Genomic DNA, 26,295 nt, shown 5'->3' with positions numbered 1-26,295 from the left:
GCCGAAAATGATGTTGCCAGCTCCTTAGCAAGGAGCTGGCAATCATTATGTTAACTCAAAGAAGAGACTTAGGCGTTTACCACCGAGCCGCCGTTGGGGTGCAGCGTCTGGCCCGAGAAATAAGAGGCATCCTCCGAAGCCAAAAACACGTAGGCCGGGGCTACTTCCGACGGCTGGCCGGCGCGACCCATGGGCACATCGTGGCCAAACAGCGGCAGTTTGAGCAAGCCTACGCCCGTAATAAACGGCGTCCAGATGGGGCCTGGGGCCACCGAGTTTACCCGAATGCCTTTCTTAATGAGTTGCAGCGACAGCGCCCGCGTAAATGCCTCAATAGCGCCCTTGGTCGAGGTATAGTCGAGCAGTGCCTCATTGCCCTTGTAGGCATTCACCGAGGTGGTGTTGATGATGGCCGCGCCTTCCTTGAGGTGCTTCAGCGCCGTGCGCGTGATGCGGAACATGGCGATGATGTTGAGATTGAAGATGCTGTCAAGCTCCTCATTGGTAATGTCTTCCAGCGAATCGTGCCAGTTTTGCTCGGCGGCGTTGTTCACCAGCACGTCGAGCTTGCCGTACTCGGCCACGGTGCGCTCCACAATCTCTTCGCAGAAGGTGGGCACCTTCAGGTCGCCGGGCAGCAACAGGCAGCGGCGGCCTTCGGCCTGCACCAGCTGCTGCACTTTTTCGGCGTCTTCCTGCTCAGTGGGGAAGTAGCAGATGGCCACATCGGCGCCTTCGCGGGCAAAATGCACGGCCACGGCCCGGCCAATGCCCGAGTCGCCGCCCGTAATGAGGGCAATTTTGTTGAGCAGTTTATCGGCCCCTTTGTAGCCCTTGCGGATGTACTCCGGCTCGGGCGTCATTTTGTGTTCGAGGCCGGGGTGGCCGGCACCTGCGTCCTGGTGCTGGGGCGGGAAAATGGTGGGTTTGTCAGACATGGTAAGTTGTGGATAAGAAACAGGTAGTAAGCGGCTCAACTTAACGGCCAGCCGCCGGCGGGGTTACTAACAAAATGAGTTTTTACTAAAAAAGCCGGTCCTTTGCCGCCGGCTTTTCCCCTGCTCCGTGCCCGACTCCATTGCTCCCCCCGCCCCCGACGATGCCCCCGTACCGCACCGCCACTTTGCGCTGCACAAGCCCTACGGCTACCTCAGCCAGTTTACCAGCGAATTTTCCAAAGAAGCGAAGAAGCACTTCCTGGGCGAGCTAGGCGACTTCCCGGCCGGCACCATGGCCATTGGCCGGCTCGACGAGGACAGTGAGGGCCTGCTGCTGCTCACCACCGACGGCCGTGTGAGCGAGCAGGTGCGCAGCCGCCATGTGGAGAAGGAATACTACGCCCAGGTGGATGGCGAGCTCACGCCCGAGGCCCTGGCGCAACTGCAAGAGGGAGTGGCGATTAGCATTCACGGCACGCCCTACTGCACGCTGCCCTGCCAGGCGCGCCGCCTGGCCACCGCGCCCGAGCTGCCGCCCCGCGGCCGGCGCATCCGCGACGACCGCCACGGCCCCACCAGCTGGGTGGCCATCACGGTGACGGAGGGCAAGTACCGGCAGGTGCGCAAAATGACGGCCGCCGTGGGCTTTCCCACGCTGCGGCTGGTGCGCGTGCGGGTGGGGGAGGTGCTGCTGGCCGACTTGGTGGCCGGGGCCAACCGGGAGGTAAGTAGTTTTTTCGGAAAATAAGGAGTAAATTCGGGACTTATTTCGGTGCGAGATGGTTATAAACTAGGCGGTTGCCGCCCGGTGGCAGCATCCCAACGCAACGCAGCCGAATACCCTACACACCCCCTATGGCCAGAGCGCAAGAGAGTTTCAGTAAGAAAGAGAACGAAAAGAAGCGGCAGAAAAAGCAGCAGGAGAAATCCGAGCGCCGCGAAGAGCGCCAGGCTAACAAGAAGGATTCGAGCCTGGAAGAGATGATGGCGTATGTCGATGAGAACGGCAACATCACCTCCACCCCGCCCGACCCGACCCGCAAGAAGAAGGAAATCAACGTAGAAGACATTCTGGTGGGCGTGCCCAAGCAGGAAGACCGCGAGCCGGAAGACGTTATGCGCACCGGCACCGTCACGTTCTTCAACAACTCCAAAGGCTATGGCTTCATCAAGGATGCCGCCAGCCAGGAAAGCATTTTTGTGCACGCCAACGCCCTGGGCGGCCTCCAGCTATTGGAAGGCAACAAGGTCACGTTTGAGGTAGAGCCGGGCATGAAAGGCCCGACCGCCGTGCGCGTGAAAATGAGCGCCTAGTCAACTTGACTGTATAAAAGGCGGCTGAAGCTCTGGGAGCTTCAGCCGCCTTTTTGCGTTTGGGCCATTTTGGGTCAAAGGCTCAGTACTACGGAATAGTATATTTAGCCTCGAACTAACTTCACCTGGCTCTAATGCAACGTCTTGTCTTACTAATACTCTTCTTCGCCTTCTCCTCGCAAAGCTTTGCCCAAACTAAGCAAAGTGACTTACTGCTGCTGGGCACCTTCCACTTCGCTAACCCCGGCGTGGACATTGTGAAGACAAAATCGTTTGATATTCTCGGCCCCGCCGCCCAAGCCGAACTGGAGGCGATGACCGATAAAATCGCTCGTTTTAAGGCTACTAAAATATTTGTGGAAGCTGAGTGGAGTAAGCAGGAGGAAATAGATGCATTGTACAAGCAGTACCTCGGGGGCACTTACGAGGCTTATGTCACGGCCAAATTTCCGGTTAGCCGCCACAGCTTTTACCTCAAAAATGAGATTATGCAACTCGCTTTTCGGGCTGGTAAGAAGGCCGGCGTGTCCCGCATCTATGGGATGGACTATACCCAGGCGGCCTTTCCCTACGACAGTGTAGTGCATGTGATGCAACAAGCTCACCAAGAGTCCTTAATCAAGCAAATGGAGGATGGCCACAAGGTTATGGAAGCAGAGCAGAACCGCAAGCTGACCACCCTCTCCCTCACCCAGCTACTACTTGATTTCAATACCCCCCAAAGCCTGGCCGAAAACAAGGGCGCGTACTTGAATCTCTTTAACCGAGCGGGCAATGTGGGAAATTTTGCCGGGTCTTACCTCGTTTCCGAATGGTACCGCCGCAATCTGTACATGTATTCCATTGTGCAGAAAACCATGACGGCCGAAGATGGCAACGCCGTAGTGTTGGTGGGCTCGGGCCACGCCGCCATGATGCAGGATTTCGTGAAATACGACAAGCGCTTTCGGCTGAAGACGCTGCAAGACGTGCTAGGGAAGTAGTCACCATTACCAAACGCAAAAAGGCGGCTGAAGCTCCGGGAGTTTCAGCCGCCTTTTTGCGTTTAGGTCGAGCAGGAAAAGCGCTGCTAGTGAATGGCAGCAAATTGCCCGCAACCCCGCCGCAAACCGGTACCGTATAGCCGCCTATGTCTGACTCGCCAACTTCCCCTACCAGCCCCGGCCAGGATGAGCCGGAGCTTACGCCTGCGGGCGCGCCCATCTACCGCTACCAGGAAGCGGCCCCATTTGAGTTGACCAGCGGCGACGACGCTACCATCTCGGCCATTGCCGACCACATTGAGCGCCACCTAGGGCCGGTGAGTGGCGTGTACCACGAGCTAATCTCCGACAAGGTGCACCTCGACGTGCACGTGGTGCCGCCCAGCGCCGACTTTCCGTTTTATACCCTCGTTACGTCGGGCATGAGCGACCGCCCCATGAACGTGCCGCCCGGGGCTTCCGCCGACGATGCCCCGCCCTTTGCCGAGCTGTGCATCTTGCTACCCAGCACCTGGAATATCCCCGCCGACCCGGCCGACGTAGCCACCGCCTTCGCCGATGAAAACGTATACTGGCCCATTCGCTGGTTGAAAATACTGGCTCGCCTGCCGCACGAATACAGCAGCTGGCTAGGCTTCGGCCACACCATCCCCAACGGGGAGGACGCCGTGCCCTTTGCCGACAACACCGAGCTGGGCTGCATGTTGCTGCTCACGGCGCTCAGCCTGCCCGAGGAGTTTCAGACCCTGGTCATCAGCCCCGAAAAAACGGTGCAGTTCTATACGCTCTACCCCATTTACCGCGAGGAAATGGAGTTGAAGATGGCGCAGGGGGCCGACGCCCTCATCGACCAGTTTGAGGCCTACGACATTGGCGACGTGCTAGACCTGACGCGGCCCAATACGGCGCTGGGTTAAATTGATTGCGCCAAACTAAAAGCGGCTGAATCTGCGGGAGCTTTAGCCGCTTTTTGGCTTCACTACAACCAAGTCTTAATTCCTGCCTTTTCACGACGCCAAATAGCTATGAGCTCCTACGCCGAAAACCTTACTGCTGCCAAGCAGGAATATCCTTTTGATAATTGGAAATCCTCGATTGACGATGGCCTAGAGATGTGGACTTTGGAAGAGTGTGACGAAATGATTGACACCTTCGACAGCCTTATAGCGCACTTGATTGCGTTGGGAGAAAACGGCGCAGAAAAAGAAAAGGTGGCCTTATTTGAAGAAGCTGTTGATAAAACGAATGAATGGACTGGTAGCATTGATACCCTTGCCCGAGAAGATTTAATCGACCTTATCGACACAATTGCTAACGCCGCCGGACTTGGCTATATCGACAACGATGGGGAAGGCTTATCTGCGGGCCGCGATTGGTAACCCGCACTTTCGTGGTAAATACAAAAAGGGCCGAAACTGACAGTTAAGCAGTTTCGGCCCTTTTCATTCGATACCGTTTCGAATTACATATGAATGGCCCGGTTCTCCGTAGCTGCCAAACACGCTTCTTTCATGGCCTCGGCGTAGGTGGGGTGCGAGTGGCTCATGCGGGCCACGTCCTCGGCGGAGGCGCGGAACTCCATGGCGGTCACGGCTTCGGCAATGAGGTCGGCGATGCGCGGCCCTATCATGTGCACGCCCAGAATTTCGTCGGTGGTTTTGTCGGCTAGCACTTTCACGAAGCCGTCGGTGTCGCCGCTGGCGCGGGCGCGTCCGCTGGCTTTGAAGGGGAACGAGCCCACTTTGTAGGCTTTGCCCTGCTCCTTGAGCTGCTCCTCGGTGTAGCCCACGCCGGCCACTTCGGGCCAGGTGTATACCACGCCGGGGATGAGCAGGTAGTTGATGTGCGGCTTCTGGCCCACGATGGTTTCGGCCACGAACACGCCTTCTTCCTCGGCCTTGTGGGCCAGCATGGCCCCGCGAATGACGTCGCCGATGGCGTAGATACCGGGCACGTTGGTTTGCAAATGTTCATCGACCTTGATGCGGCCGCGCTCTTCCATGGCCACGCCGGCAGCTTCGAGGTTGAGGCCGGCGGTGTAGGGCGCGCGGCCCACGGCCACGAGGCAGTAATCACCCTCAAATTTCACTTCCTCCCCTTTCGGGTTGGTGGCGGTCACGGTCACGACGTCGCCCTCGCGGGTGGCGCCGGTCACTTTATGGCTCATGAAAAACTCGATGCCGATTTTGCCCAGCACGCGCTTCAGCTCTTTGCCGAGGCCGCGGTCCATGGTGGGGATGAGCGAATCCATGAACTCGACCACCGATACTTTCGCACCGAGGCGGGCGTACACGGAAGCCATTTCGAGGCCGATAACGCCGCCGCCAATCACAATCATGTGCTTGGGCACTTCGCGAATGTTGAGGGCCTCGGTGCTGGTGATGATGCGCTGCTTGTCCTGGGCAATGAACGGCAGCACCGTGGGTTTGGAGCCCGTGGCGATGATAACGTTCTTGGTTTCAATCTGTTGGGCCTCGCCGCCACCCAACGGCGTGATGCTGAGGTGGTTCTTATCCACGAACGCGCCGACGCCGGTGAGCACGTCGATTTTGTTTTTCTTCATCAGGTAGCCGATGCCCTCCACGTTGGCCTTCACCACGCCGGCCTTGCGGTCAATCATGCGGTTCATGTCCACCGTGAGGTTATCGAGGCCGATGCCGTGCTCGGCAAACACCGAGTGGGCGTTGTGGTAGTGCTCTGAGGAGTCGAGCAGCGCCTTGCTGGGGATGCAGCCCACATTGAGGCAGGTGCCGCCCAGGGTGGGGTACTTCTCGATGAGGGCGGTTTTCAGGCCCAGCTGGGCGCAGCGAATGGCGGCTACATATCCGCCGGGGCCCGAGCCCACAACGGTCACATCATACTGATTCATACTCACAAAAATCAAGTGAAAGCCGGCGCGCGGCCAGCTTCACAAAGATACGCGGGCCCCGGCCGCGGCAGGCATGGCCGCGCGACTAATGCGCTTGCCAATACCACTTTATCCAAAATAAAATACCCCGCCGAATAGCGGGGTATTTTATTGTTTGTCAGCTATTTATACGTGGTAAGCTGCGCGGTGGCGCAGGGCGCTACGCGGCTAGGACTTAGGCCGCGGGCTGAGGGCCACGCCGCCGGCCAGCACCAGGGCGTCTTCGCCCGCGCCGATGGTGGAGGTGGCAATACCCGTTTTTTCGCTCAGGCCCTTGCGCAGGTAGAAGGTCAGAAACGTAGCGGCCACGGCACCCAGGCTGCCCACCAGGGCTCCCGTTAAGGCGCTGCCGCCCTGGCTCTTATACCAGGTAGCGCCCACCAGCGCGCCCGAAGCCGCGCGCGCCGATAGCTGCTGCGGAACAATGCGGTCGCCGGTGTTGGGCAGCTTGTCGCCCACTATTTCGCCGGCGGTCAGCACCTTGAGGGTGGCGGCCACGCCGGGCTTGGTAAGAAAGCGCAGCGGCGACGAGGCCATGCCGGGGGCCAGGGCCCGGTGCGACAGGTAATCGGCTAGAAACATGGGGCCGCTGGTGGCGCGGGCCCCCGTGATGGCGGCAAAACCCAGCGCGGGCCAAAACTTGGCGGTGCGCGGCGCGGCGGCCGGGGCAGACTTTTTGAGCTTCTTGGATTTCATGGGAAAGTGAAAGGGAATCAGGGAACGAGTTGCTTTTTAACGCAAAGCGGCCCAAAACGGCTAGGTGCGTAGTGGGCTATTGGCCTTCAGCTGCTAGCTATTGGCTTTTGCATTGATAAATAGTGAGTTACAAAAAGGACGTATCGGTTTTATTGCGCCTGAATAGTTATGCCGGCGCGCATGCCCGGCCAGACGCTGCGTGCGCCACGACCCTGTTATTCTGCTATTTGGGCTGAGTGCCAGCGGCACGCCAGGCACGCTGCGTCGCGCCAGAAGTATAGCTAACGCCCACAAAAGGCCTCCGTTCGGCGGGCGTTCGGGGGTGTTGGTCGGAAGGCAAAAACCGACTGGTAGGGGAGGGAGTAAGTTGCTGTGTCGTTATCCCTACCGCTGCCCGCCATGAGCCACTCTACCCAGTACTTTCGTAATCCCGCCGCTGCAATATCTTATTGCTCAAAGGGTTATATTCGGACTGACTGGCGCTCGATGGCGGCCGAGCCCGGCGAGCTGCGGGCCATTTACGAGCACGTGCTGCGGGCCATGCAGCGCTACCACGTTACGGCGCTGCTGTTTGTGCACGGGCAGCCGGAGGAAATTCCGGCCGCGACGCAGCGCTGGCTGGTGGCCGAGTGGGTACCCCGCGCCATCCGCGAAGCCGGCTACGAGCGGTGCGCCCTGGTCGAAACCAGCCACAGCAGCCCTGGGGCACCCCAGGCCATTGGACATCAAGTAGCGGGCAGCATGGAGTACGCTTTCTTCGACGAAACTGCCGCCGCGGTAAGCTGGCTGCTGCACGCCGAAGCCACGGCCGACTAGCCGGGCCGGGTGGCCAGTACTTCCTCCAGCACCTGGCGCGAGTTGGCCAGGCGCGGCACCTTGCGCTGGCCGCCCAGGCGGCCCCGGTGGCGCAGCCAGGCCTCAAAGGTGCCCGCGGGCACAAAGTGCACGCGGGGCGGGGCCAGGGCCAGGTCGCGGTGGCGCTTGGCATCGTAATCTGAGTTCAGGGCACGTAGCTCTTTATCAAGTACTTGTCCGAATAGTGCGGTATCGGCGGGCGGCGGGCCGCTCAGTTCTACGGCCCACTCGTGGCCGCCGCGCGAGGTGCCGCCGCCCGCCGCAAAGTAGACGGGTGCGGCCGTGAAGTCGCGCACGGCGCAGCCCGTGGCGGCGGCGGCGGCAGCAATGGCCGTTTCGGCATTTTCCACCACCACTTCTTCGCCAAAAGCGTTGAGAAACTGCCGGGTGCGCCCCGTAATGCGCACCCGGTAGGGCCGCAGCGAGGTAAAGCGCACGGTGTCGCCCACCAGGTAGCGCCACAGCCCGGCGCTGCTGCTGATAACCAGCGCGTAGCTGGGCCCAATGGTCACGTCCTCTAGCGGCACGGGGCGCGGGTCGGGCTGGTCGAACTGCCCGGCGGGCAAAAACTCGTAGTAAATGCCGTGGTCGAGCAGCAGCAGCAGGTCGGCGCTGCCGGGCTCGTCCTGCAAGGCAAAGTAGCCCTCCGAGGCATTATAAATTTCTAGGTAGCGCAGCTGCTCGCCGGGCATAAGCTCTTGAAAGAGTGACTTATACGGCCCGAATGCCACCGCGCCGTGCAGGAACAGACCCAGCCGGGGCCACACGGCGCGCAGGTCGCTGGCCCCGGCTAGCGTGAGCACGCGGCGCAGCAGCACCAGCATCCAGGTGGGCACGCCGGCCAGCACGCGCACATCCTGGTGCAGCACGTGGCGGGCAATGCGCTCGATTTTTTCTTCCCACTCATCTAGTAGTGCTAGGGATAGGGGCGGGGTGCGCAGGGTTTGGGCCCAGCTAGGTAAGCTGTTCATTACCAGGGCCGATACATCGCCGGTGAGGGCCGCCGCGTTGAAGGGGCTGGGGCCCAGGCTGCCGCCCAGGCTCAGGGTTTTGCCTTGCAGCAGGCGGTGGGCGGGGTAGAGGTGGGTGGCCAGGGCCAGCATGTCGCGCCCGGCGCGGTAGTGGTTGTGGTGCAGGGCCTCGCGGGTGAGGGGCAGGTACTTGCTGCGGGCGTTGGTGGTGCCACTGCTGCGGGCCTGCCACTGCGGGGCGGGGCCAGGCCACAGCACATCGGGCTGGCCGCGCAGCACTTTCTCCAGCTCGGGGTACAGCTCCTCGTAGGTGCTTACTGGCACGCGCTGGCCAAACTCCTGGGCGCTCAAACCGGGTGCGTAGCCGTAGCGCTGGCCCCAGGCCGTGCCCCGCGCCCGGCCCAGCAGGTAGCGCAGCACGGCCGCCTGCGCCGCCAGCGGCTCGTGCCGCACCCGCGCCAGCCGGGACAGGCTGCCAAGCTGAACGGCGCGGGCAATAAGCTGGTCAAGCACTGCGGTTTAATTGGTAGTTAGTAAGTAAAAATCGTTTGTCATTGCGAGCGCAACGCAGTGGAGCGCGGCAATCGCATCAGAACGAAATCGTTCGTGCGTCGTGCTGGTGCGATTGCCGCGCTCCACTGCGTTGCGCTCGCAATGACAACTGGTGCGGCTGATGATGTGGAAGTTGCCATTACTCTTCCCTACTCAAACGTCTTCCGCTTTTTGAGCTCGAAGTCGCGGCCCAGGTACACGCGGCGCACGGTTTCGTCGGCGGCCAGCTCCTCGGCGGTGCCGGCTTTGAGCAGCTTGCCTTCGAAGAGCAGGTAGGCGCGGTCCACTATTTCGAGGGTTTTGTGCACGTCGTGGTCGGTGATGAGCACGCCGATATTCTGGTTTTTGAGCCGGGCCACGATGCCCTGGATTTCTTCGGTGGCAATGGGGTCCACGCCCGCGAAGGGCTCGTCGAGCAGCACAAATTTGGGGCTCACGGCCAGGGCGCGGGCTATTTCGGTGCGGCGGCGCTCGCCGCCGCTCAGCACCTTGCCCAGGTTTTTGCGCACGTGGCCCAGGCTGAACTCCTCCAGCAGCTGCTCTACTTTATCAAGCTGCTCTTTTTTGGGCATGTCGGTCATTTCGAGCACCGAGAGGATGTTTTCCTCCACGCTCAGGTCGCGGAACACGCTGGCTTCCTGGGCCAGGTAGCCCATGCCGCGCCGCGCCCGCTGGTAAATAGGCAGGCGCGTTACCTCCTCCTCGCCCAAAAAGATGCGGCCGCCGTTGGGCTTCACCATGCCCACCATCATGTAGAAGCAGGTGGTTTTGCCGGCCCCGTTGGGGCCCAGCAAACCCACGATTTCGCCCTGCGCCACGCTGAGCGACATGTCGTTGACGACGGTGCGGGCTTTGTATTGCTTGACGAGGTGCTCGGCGCGGAGAATCATAGGTGGCACAAAGGTAAAACTGCGGCCGCCGTGCGGCTCGCCCGCCTCCAACGCCCGCCCGGCCCGGTAAGTATGGCCCCGGTCTGGCTCCAAAAACCCCGAAAAAGCCAACTAATTAGGTTGTTTATGCTAGGCAATAATACTTTTTAAAAAAAGTTCCCCGCGCCGGAATCCGAGAATTACTTATGGGCGTAAGTTCCTGACTTTCGGGTCAATCACTCACTTGGTAACCTGATTTGACTCTGTGTCAAATTGGTTTTTCAACCCACTTTCCGGTGTGCCGGGCAGCCGCGCCTTCTGGGCCCCGGCTCCTTCGTTGTGCGGCACCTCCCCGAAGGCTACCCGCCGCTCTCTACCGGCTTGCTTTTGCTGCCGGGCAGCAGGCGGGCGCATCTCTTTGCGTAAAATATTGATTGTAAGCACATTAGTAAGTTAATGTGTTTTTGCGCGTTGTTTCCCATTTCCACTTTTTCCCCTTTCCATTTTCCCATGAAGCATCTGTTAACCAAACCATCGCAGTGGCTGGTAGCGGCTTGTGCCGTTACGGCGCTCTCGGTCTGGAGCGCCACGCGCTACACGCCCCTGGAGGCCAGTAGCCACCGCGAAGCTCCACTGATTGCCGACGACCCGCTGGCCGACAACACCGACGTGTACGCCTTCGTGGACCCCAACGACGCCAACCGGGTGGTGCTCATTGCCGACTACATTCCGTTTCAGCTGCCGCAGGGCGGCCCCAACTACGTGACGTTTGGCGAGAATATTCGCTACGAAATCCACGTCAAGAACAAAGCCACCACCAACGACGACGACATCACCTATCGCTTCACATTTACTAGGACCAACGAAGACCCCAGCACGTTTTTCTACGCGCGGCTGGGCAAGCAAAACCTGAAAACCACCTACACCTGCGAGAAAATCGTGGGGGGCGTTTCGACCACCATCGTCAGCAATGGCACCGTGCCGGCCTACAACGTGGGGCCGCGCACCAACAACTCGGGCGTGGGCCTGAACCAGGCGGCCTACACGGCCTACCGCCAGGGCACGGTGGCCAATGCCACCGGCGCGGGCGGCGAGCAAGTGTTCTGCGGCTCGTCCGACGACCCGTTTTTTGTGGACCTGGGGGCCATATTTGACCTCGCCGGCCTGCGCGTGAACAAGGGCAGCCGCGATGGCCTGGGCAAGTACAACGTGCACTCCATTGCCGTGAGCGTGCCGATTGCCACGCTGCAAAAGGACGGCAAAACGGTGGGTCAGGCCAATACTATCCTGGACCCCGACTACGTGATTGGCGTGTGGGCCTCGGCCAGCCGCCCCACCATGCGCACGCTCAGCGCCACCGGTGGCACTACCACCGACAACATGACCTACACCCAGGTATCGCGCCTAGGCATGCCGCTGCTGAACGAGGCCATCAACCCCATCGGCAGCAAAGACGCCTGGAACCGCGCCAAGCCCGGCAGCGAAGCCGCCGCCACCGATACCTACCTCTCAAACCCCGAACTGGGCCTGTACATGGCCGACGATAACCCCCAGAACGGCGCGGCGCCCAAGCCCGCCGGCCAAACCTATTTCGGCCAGGCTATTCCGGCCCTCGCCGCGCTGCGCATCCAAAGCAAGTCGCTGGCGGGCCAGCCGCTGCTGGGCGGCGCTAGCTTCGCGGGCTTCGATTTCCGCGATGGTGCGGCCGGCTTGAGCGGCCTGCTGGGCAATTCTGCCTTCACCGATGGCACGGCCCTGGCGCCCAGCTCCAAGGGCGGCTTTGGCGAATACTTGCTGAATAATGGCCAGGCTGGCCAGCCGCGCTCGGTCGATATCAAGCCCATTTTTCACACCGGTGTGCCCAACCTCATTCCCTACCAATTGGCGACGGGTAAGGGCGGTAACCCATTGGCCGCAGGTAAGCCCTTCATCAACAACTTCTTGCCCGTATTTGGCGACATGCTGCGCCTGAACATGGCCGTGCCCGCCACCCCGCGCAACTCGCCCGATTTCAGCAACCAGGGCCTGCTGGCCGCCGCGGTGCTGGGCCTCACCGACCCACGCTACAACGGCAATAAGAACCTCCAGAGTATCCCCAACATGGACGGCTTCCCCAACGGACGCCGCCTCGAAGACGAAGTAGTGAAGATTGAGTTGCAGGCCGTGAGCGGGGCCGTGCTGGCGGCCATTGGCCTGTGGTACGACGACTACGCGCCCACCAGCGCCTCGCCCGTGACGCCGCAGCTGAAAGGCGTGCTGAATTTCACGGCCGGGGTCGAGAAAAACGACACGACGTTCCGCGCCGCCTTCCCCTACGTGCAAACGCCGTGGCAGGGATTCCGCATTCGCCGCTAACTCATTGTCTCACTCCTGCTATCGTTTATTAACATGACTTCCAAACAGTTACGTATTTACGTCACGCTGCCGGTACTCGCGGCAGCGGCGGTCGGCCTCTCTACCTGGAGCCAGATTCGCTACACGCCCCTGGAGGCGTCCTCGCACCGCGAGGCCCCGCTCATCGCCGACGACCCGGTGGCCGACAACACCGACCTCTACGCCTTCAAAGACCCCAACGATGCCAGCCGCATCGTGATTGTGGCCAACTACATCCCGTTTGAGCTGCCTCAGGGCGGGCCCAACTACTCGACCTTCGGCGAGAACGTGCGCTACGAGATTCACGTCAAGAACGACGCCACCAACGCCAGCAGCGACGACATCACGTACCGCTTCACGTTCAAACGCGTGAACGAAGACCCCAGCACGTTTTTCAACGTCCGGCTGGGCAAGCAAAACCTGAAAACCACCTACACCTGCGAGAAAATCGTGGGGGGCGTTTCGACCACCATCATTACCAATGGGGTAGTGCCGGCCAATAATATCGGGCCGCAGTCCATCAACGGTGCGGCGGGCCTGGCCAAAGCTGGCCCCTACGAAACGTCGGTGCGCGAAAATGCCATTACCACGGCTTCGACGGGCGAAAAAATGCTCTGCGGCCCGGCCGACGACCCATTCTTCGCCGACCTGGGGGCCATTTTTGACCTGGCCAACATCCGGCCTACCACCGCTACCGATGGCTTGTCGCACAAGAACTGCCATTCGATTACGATGAGCATTCCGGTGGCCAGCCTGCAAAAGACCGGCCTGGCCGTGACGGCGGCCAAAAATATTCTCGACCCCGACTTTGTAATCGGCGTGTGGGCCTCGGCCAGCCGCCCCCAAATGCAGACCTTCGACGCTGCTAACGGCCAGGGTGCCAGCGGCAACTGGGTGCAGGTATCGCGCCTGGGCATGCCGCTCACCAACGAGGTTATCAACCCCCTTGGCGGCAAGGATGCCTGGAACGCCCGCACGCCCTACGCCGAGGCCCCGATAACGGATACCTACCTCTCGAACCCCGAGCTGGCCCTCTACATGGCCGACGATGCACCCAAGAATGGCGCGGCTGCCAAGCCCGCCGGCCAGACCTACTTCGGCGAAGCCATTCCGAACATCGCGGCCCTGCGCATCCAAACCAAGTCGCTGGCCGGCCGGCCGGGCTTTGGCAACGGCTTCGACTTCCGCAATGGGGCTCCCGGCCTGAGTGCCCTGTACAACAGCGCGCCGGGCTCCAACGCGGGCACGGCCTTTGCGCCGGCCGTGGATGGCGGCTTTGGCGAATACCTGCTGAACAGTGGCAACGCCGGCTCGCCCCGCTCGGTTGATATCAAGCCCATTTTCCATACCGGCGTGCCCAATGCCATTCCGTACCAATTGGCGACGGGCAAGGGCGGCAACCCGCTGGCAGCGGGTAAGCCGTTCATCAACAACTTCTTACCCGTAATCGGTGACATGCTGCGCCTGAACATGGCCGTGCCCGCCACCCCGCGCAACTCGGCTACTTTCAGCAACCAGGGCTTGTTGCAGGCCGCCGTGCTGGGCCTCACCACCAGCCCGTATAAGGATAACGCCAACCTGGAGTTTATTCCGAACATGGACGGCTTCCCCAACGGCCGCCGCCTGGAGGATGCCGTGGACCAGATTGAGCTGAAGGCTGTGAGCGGCGTAGTACTGGCCGCCATTGGCCTGTGGTACGATGACTTTGGCCCGACGGCTACCAACCCCGTAACGCCGCAACTAGGTGGCGTGCTGACCTTTACGACGGGTGTGGAGCGCAACGACACCACCATCCGGGCCGAGTTCCCGTTCCTGCAAACGCCCTGGAGCGGTACCAGCCCCGCCAGCGGTCCCACCAATACTATTGTGGCGCCCAACCTGGTAGTAAGCACCGCCATGCCGGTAGAAGCGGGCACGTATAACGACGTGACCATCACCAGCACGGGCGCGGCTTCCTTCAACGGCCCCATTGTGGTAAATGGCACCCTGACCGTGCAAACCGGCGGCAGCCTGAGCACCCGCGGCGTGCTGGCTACCAACTGCCAGCCCATCACGGGCGCGGGCAGCTTCGTGCTGCAAGCCGGCGCCACGCTGCGCGTGTGCGCTTCGGACGGCATTGCCGCCACCGGCGCTACCGGGGCTATTCAAGTTGCCGGCACCCGCAGCTACTCGCCCGATGCCAGCTACGAGTTCAACGGCCTCGATGCCCAAACCTCCGGCGCGGGCTTGCCCAGCCGGGTGCGTAGCCTCACGGTGAACAACGCCGCCGGCCTCACCCTCACCAACGGCGGCGTGGCCGTGGCCCAGACCCTGGCCCTCACCAGCGGCAACCTGACCACCAGCACCAGCCAGATGCTGACCTTGCTCTCGACACCTACCGCCGGCACCGCCCTCGTGGTGAACACCGCTGGCTCGGTAACGGGCCCGGCCACCATGCAGCGCGCCATCGACCCCACCTTCAATGCTGGGGTTGGCTACCGCCACTACAGCTCGCCGATGGTAAGCACCACGCTCAGCGACCTGACCACGACTTCGGGCTTCACCGCTATCTACAACCAGGCCTACAACAACTCGCCCACGCCCGGTTCGGTAACGCCCTTCCCGAACGTGTATATCTACGACCAGGCCCGCGTGACGACCAGCGGTAGCGCCGGCTCGATTGATTTCGACAAGGGCTTTATGGTGCCGCTGGCCAGCGACGTAATGACTCCGCTACGCGGCTACGACCTCAACATTACGTCCGGGGCCACCGCCGACCTGATGGGCACGCTCAACAACGGCCCCCTGAGCATCGGCAGCCTGGCCCGCGGCACGCAGGTAAAAAGCGGCTGGCAGCTGCTGGGCAACCCCTACCCGTCGCCGCTCGACTTCAGCCAGACCACCGGCGTAACGCGCACCAACCTGGATGATGCCGTGTACGTGTACCAGAGCACCGGCCAGTACGTGGGCCAGTACCGCGGCTACGTTAATGGCATGGGTGGCAGCCCGTTGGTAGCCGCTATGCAGGGCTTTTTTATGCGGGTAACCACGCCCGGCACCGCCAATGGTAGCCTGGCCCTCACCAACGCGGCCCGCGTGACCACCTTCGCCACCGCGCCGAGCTTCAACCGCACTGCGGCCGACAGCCGGCCCCAGGTGCGCCTGCGCCTGCAGGGCAGCACCCCGCTTATCGACGAAACTGCGGTGTACTTTGAGCAAGGCGCCACCGCCGCGTTTGACCCGCACTTCGACGCCTTCAAGCTAGCCAACTCGTCGGGCATGAACGTGAGCAGCCTCATCACCGGCGACGAGCTGTCGGTGAATGGCCTGGCTCCGCTCACGGGGGTCACCACCGTGCCCCTCAACGTGCAGGTGGCCGGTGCGGGCAGCTACAGCCTGAATGCCGTGGACGTGCTCAACTTTGGGTCGGCCACCCGTGTGTATCTGCTTGATACGCAGACTGGGGCGCGCATCGACCTCAGCAAGCAGCCGGTGTACAGCTTCACGGCCAACAGCGCCTCGCTGACGGGCCGCTTTAGCCTCTACTTCGGCCCCGACAATGCCCTGGCTACGGCCCCCGCCGCCGTTGCCGACCAGGTGAAGCTGTTCCCGAACCCGGCCAAGGGCAACTTCACGGTGGTAGTGCCCGCCGAGCTGGGCCGCACGCCGGTTACGGCCACGCTCTTCAACCAGCTGGGCCAGCAAGTGGCGCAGCAGGTGCTGCCCATGACGGCCGCCGGGGCTACCGCCCAGTTCGACGTATCGTACCTCGCCCTGGGCGTGTACACGCTCCGCCTCAAATCGGGTGATAACCAGGTGGTAAAGCGCGTGGTGATTGCTAATTAATGCCCCAAAAAACCCCTTCTTCGGCCCGGTATCCGGGTCGGAGAAGGATGGTTTTTTGCGCATAATCCTTTCTCCTTCAGCTGATATTAACATGAAAAAACAGTCAATCTTAAAAGGGATGGGTGCCGCAGCTGTGGCCCTCTTGCTCACCACCGGGGCGGCCCATGCCCAGGCCGATACGGGCGGCCCTGCGGCCACGCCCCAGGCCCCCGACCCCACGGCCGTGCCCCTCGATGGCGGCGCTTCGCTGCTGCTGGCCAGCGGCGTGGCGCTTGGCCTCAGGAAGCTGCGCGACCGCCGCCGGGCCCGCTAACTGGCACCAGGTAGCCGCTTTTACACCGCAAGCGCCGGTTCTTCCTCCGGGAGGGGCCGGCGTTTGGGGTGTAAAAGCGGCTACTTGGTACCTGCGATTAACTTTACGCCCCGCTGCTACCACATTGGCTGGTAGCAAATCAGCTTCGGTTAAAAAATTACCACTTTCGCCCATGGCAACCCCCGACCCCCAAAAAGAACAGCTTTTCTCCGACATCGCCGCCCGCCTGGCCACCCAGGGCTTCCGGGTGGACCGCCAGGACCCCAGCCGGCCCTGGGGCGGCTTTTTCGTGCTCGATGAGAGCCAGGCCCAGCAGTTTGCCGATGTGTACTTCAACGGCCTCGACGTGGCCAAGCTGCGCATTTCGGGCCAGCTAAGCCCCAAGATTTTGCTGGTGGCCCCGCGCCAGCGCCTGAGCTGGCAGTACCACTTCCGCCGCGCCGAAATCTGGCAGGTAGTAGAGGGCCCGGTGGGCGTGGCCATCAGCGACACCGATGAGCAAACGGAAGTAAAATCGTACCAGCCCGGCGAGCGCATCGTGCTCAAGCAAGGCGAGCGCCACCGCCTGGTGGGCCTGGCCGGCTGGGGCGTGATTGCCGAAATCTGGCAGCACACCGACGCCAGCCAGCCCTCGGACGAAGACGACATCGTGCGCGTGCAGGACGACTTCGGCCGCTAGGCAGTAGCAGAAGCATTAAAAATCCAGAACGTCATGCTGAGCTTGTCGAAGCATCTCGCTCGCGCCGATGGGTTAGTAATCCAACGATGCGAGCGAGATGCTTCGACAAACTCAGCATGACGTTCTTTTTGGGTAGCACTAAGTACTGGTTACCTATCCATCCAAACCGCCCGCCCGCGGCCGCTGTTACTGAGGCCATTGTGCCCGACCTTTGCGGCTCGTATTTTCCTGGCAGCCTGTGGGCTGCTGCTCTTTATGCTAGAAATTAGTACGTGCCGCCCCGCTGCCTTGCGGTTGGGCTGGCTATTAGTTATATTATTGGGTATTACCCAATTAGCCCAGGCGCAGATTGACCGCCCTGTCACCTGGAAGTTTGCCGCCCAGCCGGGCGCGGCGGCCGGCGAGGCCACGCTCACGTTCACGGCGGCCATTGCTGGCAACTGGCACATCTACTCGCAGTTTATTGAGGAAGGCGGCCCCGAGCCCACGAGCTTCAAGTTTACGCCCTCGGCCGAGTACGAGCTGGTGGGCAAAGTCACGGAGAGCCCCGAGCCGGTGAAGGCCTTCGAAAAAGCCTTCAACATGAACATCGCCTACTTCCCCAAGCGGGCGGTGTTCAGCCAGAAAATTCGCCTCAAAGGCCCGCAAGCCACCGTGAAGGGTACGCTCACCTTCATGGTGTGCAACGACGAGAAGTGCCTGCCCCCCGACGACCTCGATTTCAGCATCGACGCCAAGGGCGTAGCCAGCGCTTCGGCGGCTACTACCCCGGCCGCCACTACGCCCACCAAAGTGGCCGCTGCAACTGCCGCCGCTACGGCTACTACGCCCGCTGCCGCAACTACGCCCACGGCTAAAACGGTGACTGCCACGACGCCGGTTGCGCCGCCCACGGTAGTGGATACGGCCGCACCCGCTGCGGCTACTGCTGCCGTTCCGGCGGCTGCGGTGCCCACCGAGGTGGCCCCCGCCGCTACTGCTGTTACCAAGGAAGTAGCGCAAGCCGCCGCGGCCCCGGCCAATAGCCAATCGATGTGGGGCATCTTTTTAGCGGGCTTCCTGGGCGGGTTGGCGGCGCTTATCATGCCGTGCATTTTTCCGCTGTTGCCGTTCACGGTCAGCTACTTTACCAAGGGCGACCACTCGCGCGGGGTGGCGGTGGGCCGGGCCAGCTTCTACGGCCTGAGCATCATCTTCATCTACGTGGCGCTGGGCTTGCTGGTGACCGTCATTTTCGGGGCCGATGCCCTGAATAATCTGGCCACGAGCGGCGCGTTCAACCTGGTTTTCTTCGCGCTGCTGCTGGTATTTGCGGCCTCATTTTTGGGCGCTTTTGAGTTGACCTTACCCAGCTCGTGGATTAATAAAACGGACACCCAAGCCGATAAGGGTGGCCTGGTGGGCATTTTCTTTATGGCGGCCACGCTGGCGCTGGTGTCGTTTTCGTGCACCGGGCCCATCATTGGCACGCTGCTGGTGCAGGCCGCCGCTACGGGCCAGCTGCTGGGGCCGGCGGTGGGTATGTTCGGCTTCTCGTTTGCGCTGGCGCTACCGTTCACGCTGTTCGCCCTGTTCCCGTCGTGGATGAAGGCCCTGCCCAAGTCGGGCGGCTGGCTGAACTCGGTGAAGGTGGTGCTGGGCTTTCTGGAGCTGGCGCTGGCGCTGAAATTCCTGTCGAATGTAGACCTGGCCTACCATTGGCAATGGTTTGACCGGGAGGTATTTCTGGCGCTCTGGATTATCATTTTCGCCATGCTGGGCTTCTACCTATTGGGCAAAATCCGGTTTTCGCACGACAGCGACTTGCCCTACGTGTCGCTGCCGCGGCTGTTCATGGCCATCATCGTGCTGGCCTTCACCACCTACCTGGTGCCCGGCCTGTGGGGCGCGCCGCTGCAAGCCGTGTCGGGCTTCCTGCCCCCGCAGCACACCCAGGATTTTGACCTCTACACGCCCACGCTGGGCGGCAGTGCCACCGGCCCGGCCGCCGCGCCCCACGCGCAGCACAAGTACGGCGACATTTTTCACGCGCCGCTGGGCCTCGATGCGTACTTCGACTATAATGAGGCCCGCGCTTACGCCAAGCAGGTGGGCAAGCCGATTCTCATCGACTTCACCGGCAACGCCTGCGTAAACTGCCGCAAAATGGAGGCCTCCGTGTGGCCCGACCCGCGCGTGCTGCAACGCCTGCGCAACGAGTTCGTGCTGGTGCAGCTTTACGTAGACGATAAAACCGACCTGCCTGAGGCCGAGCAAACCATGTCGAAATTCAGCGGCAAGAAAATTAAAACCATCGGCAACAAGTGGAGTGATTTTCAGGCCACCCGCTACAATGCCAACTCGCAGCCCTTCTACGTGCAGCTCGACCCCGCCACCGAGCGCGTGCTGGCCACCCCGCAAGGCGCTAATTATGACCCCGATAACTTCGTGCGCTTCCTCGATAGCGGCTTGGCGGCCCTGCGCGCCGGCCGCCGCTAGTGGTAGCTAATGCAGCGGCCCCCGGCGGCCGCCCCTGGCTGCGCTACCTGCTGGCGGTGGCGTTTGTAGGAGCTGGTATCCTGCACGTTATCCACCCCGAAACCTACCTGCGCATTATGCCGCCGGCGCTGCCCGCGCCCCGGCTGCTGGTGCTGCTGAGCGGCGCGGCCGAGGTAGCCGGCGGCCTGGGCCTGCTGCTGCCCGCCACCCGGCGCTGGGCCGCCTGGGGCCTGCTGGCGCTGCTGGTAGCCGTGTTTCCGGCCAATGTGTACATGCTGCAACTGCATGAGCAGCTGCACATTCCGCTGTGGGCGCTATGGGCCCGCCTGCCCTTGCAGCCCCTGCTTATGTGGGCCGTGTGGCGGGCTGGTACTACCAAAGCGATGAGTTAATTATCTCATAACAAAGTAGTTGCAGTTCATGAGAGATAATTCGCTGCTATTAATCGAGTTGGTTGCTCAGTACAAAGAGTGGCTGGCCGCTACGTATTCGCCACCAGACATAGAGGCACTCTTTATAGATGATGCGGGCTACCCAGCCTGGGCTGAAATAGAACGCTACGTTGCGCAGCTACTGGCAGAGCACCAGCTCGCTACGCTTAGCCACGACGACCAAGTAAACCTGCTTTACCTGATTGCGCGCAACTGGGATATTGGCAGCCTGATTGGCTGGCTCTCGCCCACCCCAGGCAGTCCGCTATCCAACGTGGGAGACCTAGCTGCTGCCGATTTTCTGCGGCTAGCTACCACCGTTGCCACGCTCACGCACCCGGCATTTACCGATGCCAAGTACCAGTTTGCGGCCGCTTGCCGAAAGTTCAGCTCCCTAACCAAGGAGCTGGAAACGGTGCTGCAGGCATTCGGCCAAGACCCCGACGCGTACACCCGTAGCCAAGCGCAGCAGTCGCTTAGGGAGCTGGGCTACGCGGGCCCGCTAGGCACCGATTGCCAGTGAGAGGCAATTATTTTCAAATCCAGGTCGTGCCCCGGTCCGCCGGCGCAGCTGGCCGACCGGTTGTCGCGTGAACATGCCTGCCCGATGTCTGAACGATTGGCCAAACGCCACACCCGTCAACCGGTCGGCCGGGTGCGCCGGCGGACCGGAGCACGTACCCGGACCCAGCAGCCGTAGTGAGCTGAGAAACACCTTGTGCAATTACGGGCGCTCCGGCATCAGCAGGGTAAGTCTTTCACTTACCCTTCGCCGTTGCCATGAAAAAGCTTCTTCCCGCGCTGCTCCTGCCACTTGGGCTGCTCGCCGTTGGCCATCCCGCCGTTGCGCAGCAAAATAAGCCGGCCGCGCCCGCCAGCGCCGCCACCCGCACGCTCACCGGCCGCCTCACCGACGCCAAAGGCCAGGGCCTGCCCGGCGTCACGGTCATGCTCAAGGGTACGGCCCTCGGCACCAGCACCGATGTCAACGGCCGCTACGTGCTGGCCGGCGTGCCGACGCAGGGGGCGCGGCTGGTGTTCAGCTACGTGGGCTACCTCACGCAGGAGGTGGCCGTGCCCGCCGGTGCCGGGCCGCTAAACGTGGTGCTGCGCGCCGACCACAAGACGTTGAGTGAGGTGGTAGTCACGCGCCCCAATGGCCGGGTGCCCGGCTTGGCCGTGAATCAGCCGACTCGTAAACCGCAGCGAGGCAGGCAGGTAGCCGCCTATTCAATGCCCGACCAACTGGAAATGGCCGATAAGTCGGTTTCCCCAGCGGCTGGCTACCTCCAAGCTCCCCCCGCGCCCTACCCGGCCCGCGCCGAGGCGGGGGAGGGCGACACGTACGCCAAAATCCAGGAAAACGCCTTTCACCCGGTGGCGAAGGAGCCGCTGAGCACGTTCAGCCTTGATGTGGACAATGCCAGCTACACCAACGTGCGGCGCTTCCTCAACGAGGGCCAGCTGCCCCCGCGCGATGCCGTGCGGGTCGAGGAAATGCTTAACTACTTCCGCTACGAGCTGCCCGCGCCGGCCGCCACCAGCCCCGCGCCGGTACGCATCAGCGCCGAGCTCAGCGAGTGCCCCTGGGCCGCCGGCCACCAGCTGGCCCGCATCGGTATTCAGGCCAAAAAGATGGAAACGGCCAGCCTGCCGCCCGCCAACCTGGTGTTTCTGGTCGATGTGTCGGGCTCGATGATGGGCGCCGACCGCCTGCCGCTCATTCGCAGCGGCCTCAAGCTGCTGGTGCGCCAGCTGCGCCCCCAGGACCACGTGGCCCTGGTGGCCTACGCCGGCGCGGCCGGCCTGGTGCTGCCGCCCACCCCCGGCTCGCAGCAAAATACCATTCTCGAAGCCATTGACCGGCTCGAAGCGGGCGGCTCCACGGCCGGCGGCGCGGGCCTGCGCCTGGCGTATTCTACCGCGCAGCATTACTTCAAGAAGGAGGGTAACAACCGCGTGATTCTGGCCAGCGACGGCGACTTCAACGTGGGCGAAAGCTCCGATGCGGCCCTGGAGCAATTAATTGTGAATCAGCGTGAAACGGGCGTGTTCCTCACCGTGTTGGGCGTGGGCCGCGGCAACCTGCACGACAGCCGCATGGAGCTATTGGCCGACAAAGGCAACGGTAACTACGCCTACCTCGATAACCTCGACGAGGCCCGCCGCACCCTGGTGGCGCAGTTTGGTGGCACCCTCTTCACGGTGGCCAAAGACGTGAAGCTACAAGTCGAGTTCAACCCCGCCCGCGTGACCAGCTACCGCCTGCTTGGCTACGAAAACCGCCTGCTGGCCAACGAAGATTTCAACAACGACCACAAAGACGCCGGTGAGCTGGGCGCGGGCCACACCGTGACGGCCCTCTACGAAATCGTGCCTGTTAATTCCAGTAACCCCTTGGTAGATAAGCTGAAATATCAGCCCGCCACCTACCAGCCCGGCCAGGACGTGCTGGCCAAGTCCCAGGGCCTTACCACCGAGGTGCTCACCGTGAAGCTGCGCTACAAGCAGCCGCAGGGCAGCACTAGCCAGCTGCTGGCTCAGCCCCTGGTGGGGGCTGCCCTGCCCATCGCCCAGGCCTCGGCCGACCAGCAGTTTGCCGCCGCCGTAGCCGAGTTTGGCCTGCTGCTGCGCCAGAGCGAGCAGCGCGGCACCGCCACCTATGCCAGCGCCGCCCAGCTGGCCCAGGCCGGCCGCGGCCCCGATGCCGACGGCTACCGTGCCGAATTGCTGCGCCTCGTGCAATTGGCCGAAGGCCTGGCCCCGGCCAGCAAAGACGTGGGTGTGCGGTAGCACTTGTCAATCAAGTAATTAGCTAACAACGAAATAGGCCCGCTCACTGCCCACAGCCCGCGCTGTGGCAGCGAGCGGGCCTATTTCTTCGCAAAGCCTTGCCCCGTTAGCGTGAGCTGACTGAAATCTAGTCCGTACTGATTTTTGAACAGCGCCGCGATGCCCTGCTGGTAAGCCGGCAGCGCATTTTCTTTGATAGCCGACTGCCAGCCGCCCTGCACGATGACGACTTGCAGCTTCATTTCCTCGCCCAGCTGGCCGGCCGCGCCGGGGGCCGTCAGCTGCGGGCTCTGGCTCAGGCGCGGGGCAAACTGGGCCCGCGCGCCCTGCACCATGGCCGGGGTCACGGCGTTGCCGTCCTGCACGTTATGCACTATCATCCAGCCCAGTATCATGTACGCCGTCATAGCGTCCACGGCGTCGTTTTGGCGCAGCCCGTTGCCTTTCACGATGCCTTGGTAGATGGTGCCGTAGTCGTACTTGCCCAGCCCGAAGTTGGTGGCCACAGCCTGCGAGGCGGCGGGGTTTTTGGTTTTGAGCCGGTCGATGTAGCCCTGCACCGTACTGGCTTTGAGCGCGGGCGTCACGGTGTAGGGCAGGCCGGCGCTGGTGGCGCTGGCGGCCATTGTATTGCGCGGTGTAGCGGTGGCGCTGCCCCGGCTGGCGCTGGAGCCGGGCCGGCCCACCACGATGCCTTTTTTACTGTTGGGCCGGGCGCTACCGTCCAGAATGTTATTCAGGTTGGCGTTGCTGATGGCCGCGCTCGTAATGGCGCTCATGTTGGCGTTGTAGGTTTCCATCACCAGGTCCGGCGACATTTGGGCGCGGGCGATTGGGGCGGCCAGCAGGCCAGCGCTCAAAACCACTAGCGAGGCGGATACGTGCAGCGGGCGTTTCATAGGCTGAGTAGCTAAGTAGTTGTTAGTAAATACGTTATAAACAAATGCTAGAAGCTTAGCGCTTAGAAAAACCTTTGTTGGTAAGCTGCACCTTTTGGTAATCCAGCCCGTATTTGGTGCGAAACAACGTGGCCGTGTTCTGCTGGAAGGCCGCTAGCTGCGCGTTTTTGCGGGCCACGGTCCAGGCCAGGTTCAGGGCGTAGTATTCCATTTTGAGGTCCTCGCCAAACCGGGCCGCGCCGCCCAGGGCCGCGAGTTGGGGGCTATGGGCCAGGCCGGGAAGAAGCTGGAGCCACGCGGCAAAAGCGGCATCGTGCGAGGGCGCCGGGACTTCGTTGACGATGCGGTAGCCGAGCAGGAAAAACGTGGTCAGCGCCGCCGCCGCGTCGTTTTCATACAAGCCGTAGCTGGCCGTGGCCTGCCGGTACACGGTGGCGTAGTTGAGCTTGCCGGCCTGGTTCAGCTCGGTGATGGCCAGGGTCAGGGCCGGGTCGGTGGCTTGGTGGCGGGCCACGTAGCCTTTCACCGCCGCCTGGCGCAGGGCCGGCGTGGGCGTGTACCCCACGTTCATATCGCCGGCCTTGTGTTCGAGCAGGCTGTTGCGCAGGTCGGCGGCGCGTTGGGCATCAATGATGGGCGTAATCCAATCCATGACGGGTGGGCCATCTTGGGCGCGGGCAGCGGGGGTGGCCAGAAGCAAGGCGGCGCAGGCCAGCAGTTTCAAGAGCGTACGCATGGCAGACAAGGAAAGAGGGAGCGATTATTCGTCGGTGTAGGCATCGCCGCCGATGAAAATCAGCGTGTTAACCGCGTGGGTCGGGCTGCCCTCGGCGCCCAGCGCAAACGACTTGCGCACGGTGTGGCCGTCGGCGTAAGTGAGGGTGAGGGTGTGGCTTTGCAGGCGGTAGGTGCCGCTGGCGCTGCTGGCGCGCCCGCCCGCTGCGTTGGGGGCCGATACACCCATATTCTCGCCCTGCCGAAAACGCGTAGCATCCACAAACTGTATTTTATTGATAAACAAGCTACTAGCTACGCCCACGCTGCCGCCCGACGTGTTTTCATAGGCCCGCTTCAGCGGCGCGGCCCCGGCGGCGTAGGCCGGAAACCAGTTGCCGCTGCCCAGCGTGTAGTCGTGCGGCTGGCCCTGGTAGTTGGTGAGCACGAAGGCCGCGCCGTTTTTGCGCCAGCTGCCCCAGGCCGCCGGGCGGGCCGCTTTGGCCGCGGCGGGGTTCACGCTTTCCAGCGGCTCGTCGCCAATATCGAAGTATTGCCCATTGGCCAGCAGCACCACCGGCTCAAAGGCCACGCCGCTGCCGCCGCTCACGGCGCGAAAAAACCACTGCGCACCGGCCGCTAGCCCACTGCCCACTGGCGCAGCAGTAGCTGCGGGCGTTGTGGAAGACGTCGCGTTGGGGGCCGACTTATTAGCCGCAACGGCCGCTGTTCCTGCGCCCGCAAAGCCCTGGGGTGTGAGTTTGAGCTGGCCGAAATCCAGCCCGTACTGGTTTTTGAACATGGCGGCGATGCCTTGGCGGTAGGCCGGCAAGGTGCCTTCCTTAATGGCCGCCAGCCAGCCGCCCTGCACCACCACGCTTTGCAGCTTCATTTCTTCGCCCACCTGAGCCGCCGCGCCGGGGGTGGTTAGTTTTGGGTTGGTTGCCAGGCGCGGGGCCAGCTGGGCGCGCAGGCCCTGCACCATGGCCGGAGTCACGGCCTTGTCGTTCTGCACGTTGTGTACTATCATCCAGCCCAGCGTCAGGTAGGCCGTGGTAGCATCCACGGCGTCGTTTTCGCGCAGGTTGTAGCCGTCTATCAGCCCCCGGTAGACGGTGCCGTAGTCGTTTTTGCCCGGCCCGAAGCTGGCCGCCACGGCCTGCGCGGCGGCGGGGTTTTTGGCTTTGAGCCGGTCCGCGTAGCCCTGCACGGTTTTTTGCCTGAGCGCGGGGGTTGGCGTGTAGGCCAGGCTGGCGGCTTTGGCAGAAGCCGGGCGCGCAGCGCCGTTTTTGGTGCCCTTATCCTTGAGATGGTTCATCATCAAGTTGAAAGGCATCGCGCGCATGGTGGCGTCGCTCATACTAATGCCGGCGTCGCCGGCCCCGCCCGAATAATCCTGGGCCCAGGCGGGTAGGGCGGTGGCTAGCAGCAGGGCCAGGAGCAGCTTCTGGTTCCAGGCGGAGAAGAGGGGATTTTTCATCACGCGAAAAGGAAAAGTCGAGGCGAGTGGCCGGCTGCAAACGCAGCCAGCCACTGCTTCTGTGCACAGCTGTTTTCGTCGGGGAAGCGACCTTTGCGGCGGCCGTCCGCAACTCCTTAGCTAGCTGTACGGTGCAGCTTCTGGGCTGGTTATCCCCGGCCGACTTACCACGGGCACCCCACCGCCCGTAGGCTACGTGCACCGCTCATTTCCTAACCCGGATG

Annotated in this window: 22 protein-coding genes; 14 read left to right on the top strand and 8 right to left on the bottom strand. The window is 62.3% G+C overall.

Annotated elements, in window-relative coordinates; translation table 11 throughout:
* Positions 1 to 68: 68 nt before the first annotated feature.
* Positions 69 to 938 (bottom strand): SDR family oxidoreductase, encoded by an 870-nt coding sequence (locus ACYVGC_RS20365; RefSeq protein WP_460585701.1) that lies wholly within the window; start codon positions 936 to 938, stop codon positions 69 to 71.
* Positions 939 to 1,065: 127 nt separating this feature from the next.
* Between ACYVGC_RS20365 and ACYVGC_RS20360 the strand changes: the two genes are divergently transcribed.
* The 5 genes from ACYVGC_RS20360 (at position 1,066) to ACYVGC_RS20340 (ending at position 4,614) form a co-directional block, all read left to right on the top strand.
* Positions 1,066 to 1,686, top strand: coding sequence for a pseudouridine synthase family protein (locus ACYVGC_RS20360; RefSeq protein ID WP_460585700.1), 621 nt, complete (start codon positions 1,066 to 1,068; stop codon positions 1,684 to 1,686).
* A gap of 107 nt (positions 1,687 to 1,793) precedes the next feature.
* Complete coding sequence (locus ACYVGC_RS20355) at positions 1,794 to 2,252, top strand: cold-shock protein (RefSeq protein WP_283565267.1); 459 nt, start codon at positions 1,794 to 1,796, stop codon at positions 2,250 to 2,252.
* Positions 2,253 to 2,386: 134 nt separating this feature from the next.
* Positions 2,387 to 3,235 (top strand): DUF5694 domain-containing protein, encoded by an 849-nt coding sequence (locus tag ACYVGC_RS20350; RefSeq protein WP_460585699.1) that lies wholly within the window; start codon positions 2,387 to 2,389, stop codon positions 3,233 to 3,235.
* Between the two features lie 146 nt (positions 3,236 to 3,381).
* Complete coding sequence (locus ACYVGC_RS20345; RefSeq protein ID WP_460585698.1) at positions 3,382 to 4,152, top strand: suppressor of fused domain protein; 771 nt, start codon at positions 3,382 to 3,384, stop codon at positions 4,150 to 4,152.
* 108 nt (positions 4,153 to 4,260) lie between these two features.
* Complete coding sequence (locus ACYVGC_RS20340; protein ID WP_460585697.1) at positions 4,261 to 4,614, top strand: hypothetical protein; 354 nt, start codon at positions 4,261 to 4,263, stop codon at positions 4,612 to 4,614.
* Positions 4,615 to 4,697: 83 nt separating this feature from the next.
* Here the strand turns inward: ACYVGC_RS20340 and lpdA are convergent, their stop codons facing one another.
* Together lpdA and ACYVGC_RS20330 are read right to left on the bottom strand one after the other, a co-directional pair.
* Entirely contained in the window at positions 4,698 to 6,104 is a 1,407-nt protein-coding gene (gene lpdA, locus ACYVGC_RS20335; protein ID WP_460585696.1) for a dihydrolipoyl dehydrogenase, read from the bottom strand.
* A 207-nt stretch (positions 6,105 to 6,311) separates the two neighbouring features.
* Positions 6,312 to 6,839: a DUF4126 family protein gene (locus ACYVGC_RS20330; protein WP_460585695.1), complete on the bottom strand. Its 528-nt coding sequence runs from the start codon at positions 6,837 to 6,839 to the stop codon at positions 6,312 to 6,314.
* Between the two features lie 372 nt (positions 6,840 to 7,211).
* On the opposite strand from ACYVGC_RS20330, the gene ACYVGC_RS20325 reads away from it, so the two are divergent.
* Complete coding sequence (locus tag ACYVGC_RS20325) at positions 7,212 to 7,655, top strand: hypothetical protein (RefSeq protein ID WP_460585694.1); 444 nt, start codon at positions 7,212 to 7,214, stop codon at positions 7,653 to 7,655.
* Here ACYVGC_RS20325 and ACYVGC_RS20320 read toward each other — a convergent pair.
* Both ACYVGC_RS20320 and lptB read right to left on the bottom strand, forming a co-directional pair.
* Positions 7,652 to 9,178, bottom strand: a complete 1,527-nt coding sequence (locus ACYVGC_RS20320) for a GH3 auxin-responsive promoter family protein (RefSeq protein ID WP_460585693.1) — start codon at positions 9,176 to 9,178, stop codon at positions 7,652 to 7,654. The two genes, ACYVGC_RS20325 and ACYVGC_RS20320, sit on opposite strands and share 4 nt — an antisense overlap.
* A gap of 188 nt (positions 9,179 to 9,366) precedes the next feature.
* Complete coding sequence (gene lptB / locus ACYVGC_RS20315; RefSeq protein WP_460585692.1) at positions 9,367 to 10,107, bottom strand: LPS export ABC transporter ATP-binding protein; 741 nt, start codon at positions 10,105 to 10,107, stop codon at positions 9,367 to 9,369.
* A 489-nt stretch (positions 10,108 to 10,596) separates the two neighbouring features.
* Here lptB and ACYVGC_RS20310 point away from each other — a divergent pair, with 489 nt between their 5' ends.
* The 8 genes from ACYVGC_RS20310 to ACYVGC_RS20275 all read left to right on the top strand — a co-directional run bounded on the left by ACYVGC_RS20310 (position 10,597) and on the right by ACYVGC_RS20275 (position 22,978).
* Entirely contained in the window at positions 10,597 to 12,441 is a 1,845-nt protein-coding gene (locus ACYVGC_RS20310; RefSeq protein WP_460585691.1) for a DUF4331 domain-containing protein, read from the top strand.
* Between the two features lie 33 nt (positions 12,442 to 12,474).
* The gene (locus ACYVGC_RS20305; protein WP_460585690.1) at positions 12,475 to 16,284 is read left to right on the top strand and encodes a DUF4331 family protein; all 3,810 of its coding nucleotides are present in this window, start codon (positions 12,475 to 12,477) and stop codon (positions 16,282 to 16,284) included.
* Positions 16,285 to 16,402: 118 nt separating this feature from the next.
* On the top strand, positions 16,403 to 16,597 hold the full coding sequence (locus ACYVGC_RS20300; RefSeq protein WP_460585689.1) for a PID-CTERM protein-sorting domain-containing protein: 195 nt from the start codon (positions 16,403 to 16,405) through the stop codon (positions 16,595 to 16,597).
* Between the two features lie 172 nt (positions 16,598 to 16,769).
* Entirely contained in the window at positions 16,770 to 17,276 is a 507-nt protein-coding gene (locus ACYVGC_RS20295) for a cupin domain-containing protein (protein WP_460585688.1), read from the top strand.
* A gap of 318 nt (positions 17,277 to 17,594) precedes the next feature.
* The gene (locus ACYVGC_RS20290) at positions 17,595 to 19,754 is read left to right on the top strand and encodes a protein-disulfide reductase DsbD family protein (protein WP_460585687.1); all 2,160 of its coding nucleotides are present in this window, start codon (positions 17,595 to 17,597) and stop codon (positions 19,752 to 19,754) included.
* Positions 19,754 to 20,146 carry a DoxX family protein gene (locus tag ACYVGC_RS20285; protein ID WP_460585686.1) on the top strand — a complete coding sequence of 131 codons (393 nt, stop codon included), beginning with the start codon at positions 19,754 to 19,756 and terminating at the stop codon, positions 20,144 to 20,146. The genes ACYVGC_RS20290 and ACYVGC_RS20285 overlap by 1 nt, the downstream gene beginning before the upstream one ends.
* Before the next feature lie 28 nt (positions 20,147 to 20,174).
* A complete protein-coding gene (locus ACYVGC_RS20280) occupies positions 20,175 to 20,708 on the top strand; it encodes a hypothetical protein (protein WP_460585685.1) in 534 nt (177 codons plus the stop codon).
* Between the two features lie 257 nt (positions 20,709 to 20,965).
* Positions 20,966 to 22,978, top strand: a complete 2,013-nt coding sequence (locus tag ACYVGC_RS20275; RefSeq protein WP_460585684.1) for a vWA domain-containing protein — start codon at positions 20,966 to 20,968, stop codon at positions 22,976 to 22,978.
* An 80-nt stretch (positions 22,979 to 23,058) separates the two neighbouring features.
* On the opposite strand, the gene ACYVGC_RS20270 is transcribed toward ACYVGC_RS20275, so the two are convergent.
* Genes ACYVGC_RS20270 through ACYVGC_RS20260 form a run of 3 tightly spaced genes read right to left on the bottom strand, consistent with a single transcriptional unit; the run spans position 23,059 to position 26,071 of the window.
* On the bottom strand, positions 23,059 to 23,877 hold the full coding sequence (locus ACYVGC_RS20270; RefSeq protein WP_460585683.1) for a hypothetical protein: 819 nt from the start codon (positions 23,875 to 23,877) through the stop codon (positions 23,059 to 23,061).
* 55 nt (positions 23,878 to 23,932) lie between these two features.
* Complete coding sequence (locus ACYVGC_RS20265; protein ID WP_460585682.1) at positions 23,933 to 24,613, bottom strand: hypothetical protein; 681 nt, start codon at positions 24,611 to 24,613, stop codon at positions 23,933 to 23,935.
* Positions 24,614 to 24,637: 24 nt separating this feature from the next.
* Positions 24,638 to 26,071, bottom strand: a complete 1,434-nt coding sequence (locus ACYVGC_RS20260; protein WP_460585681.1) for a hypothetical protein — start codon at positions 26,069 to 26,071, stop codon at positions 24,638 to 24,640.
* Between the last annotated feature and the right edge of the window lie 224 nt (positions 26,072 to 26,295).

The organism is Hymenobacter arcticus (assembly GCF_054779975.1).
The sequence above is the reverse complement of the archived record's forward strand: the minus strand, read 5'-3'. Positions and strand labels throughout refer to the sequence as shown.

What these genes read in the sequence shown, in the direction of transcription:
- ACYVGC_RS20365 (WP_460585701.1), bottom strand. Translation starts at nt 938, where the DNA reads ATGTCTGACAAACCCACCATTTTCCCGCCCCAGCACCAGGACGCAGGT.
- ACYVGC_RS20355 (WP_283565267.1), top strand. Translation starts at nt 1,794, where the DNA reads ATGGCCAGAGCGCAAGAGAGTTTCAGTAAGAAAGAGAACGAAAAGAAG.
- ACYVGC_RS20350 (WP_460585699.1), top strand. Translation starts at nt 2,387, where the DNA reads ATGCAACGTCTTGTCTTACTAATACTCTTCTTCGCCTTCTCCTCGCAA.
- ACYVGC_RS20345 (WP_460585698.1), top strand. Translation starts at nt 3,382, where the DNA reads ATGTCTGACTCGCCAACTTCCCCTACCAGCCCCGGCCAGGATGAGCCG.
- ACYVGC_RS20340 (WP_460585697.1), top strand. Translation starts at nt 4,261, where the DNA reads ATGAGCTCCTACGCCGAAAACCTTACTGCTGCCAAGCAGGAATATCCT.
- lpdA (WP_460585696.1), bottom strand. Translation starts at nt 6,104, where the DNA reads ATGAATCAGTATGATGTGACCGTTGTGGGCTCGGGCCCCGGCGGATAT.
- ACYVGC_RS20330 (WP_460585695.1), bottom strand. Translation starts at nt 6,839, where the DNA reads ATGAAATCCAAGAAGCTCAAAAAGTCTGCCCCGGCCGCCGCGCCGCGC.
- lptB (WP_460585692.1), bottom strand. Translation starts at nt 10,107, where the DNA reads ATGATTCTCCGCGCCGAGCACCTCGTCAAGCAATACAAAGCCCGCACC.
- ACYVGC_RS20310 (WP_460585691.1), top strand. Translation starts at nt 10,597, where the DNA reads ATGAAGCATCTGTTAACCAAACCATCGCAGTGGCTGGTAGCGGCTTGT.
- ACYVGC_RS20305 (WP_460585690.1), top strand. Translation starts at nt 12,475, where the DNA reads ATGACTTCCAAACAGTTACGTATTTACGTCACGCTGCCGGTACTCGCG.
- ACYVGC_RS20300 (WP_460585689.1), top strand. Translation starts at nt 16,403, where the DNA reads ATGGGTGCCGCAGCTGTGGCCCTCTTGCTCACCACCGGGGCGGCCCAT.
- ACYVGC_RS20295 (WP_460585688.1), top strand. Translation starts at nt 16,770, where the DNA reads ATGGCAACCCCCGACCCCCAAAAAGAACAGCTTTTCTCCGACATCGCC.
- ACYVGC_RS20280 (WP_460585685.1), top strand. Translation starts at nt 20,175, where the DNA reads ATGAGAGATAATTCGCTGCTATTAATCGAGTTGGTTGCTCAGTACAAA.
- ACYVGC_RS20275 (WP_460585684.1), top strand. Translation starts at nt 20,966, where the DNA reads ATGAAAAAGCTTCTTCCCGCGCTGCTCCTGCCACTTGGGCTGCTCGCC.
- ACYVGC_RS20270 (WP_460585683.1), bottom strand. Translation starts at nt 23,877, where the DNA reads ATGAAACGCCCGCTGCACGTATCCGCCTCGCTAGTGGTTTTGAGCGCT.
- ACYVGC_RS20265 (WP_460585682.1), bottom strand. Translation starts at nt 24,613, where the DNA reads ATGCGTACGCTCTTGAAACTGCTGGCCTGCGCCGCCTTGCTTCTGGCC.
- ACYVGC_RS20260 (WP_460585681.1), bottom strand. Translation starts at nt 26,071, where the DNA reads ATGAAAAATCCCCTCTTCTCCGCCTGGAACCAGAAGCTGCTCCTGGCC.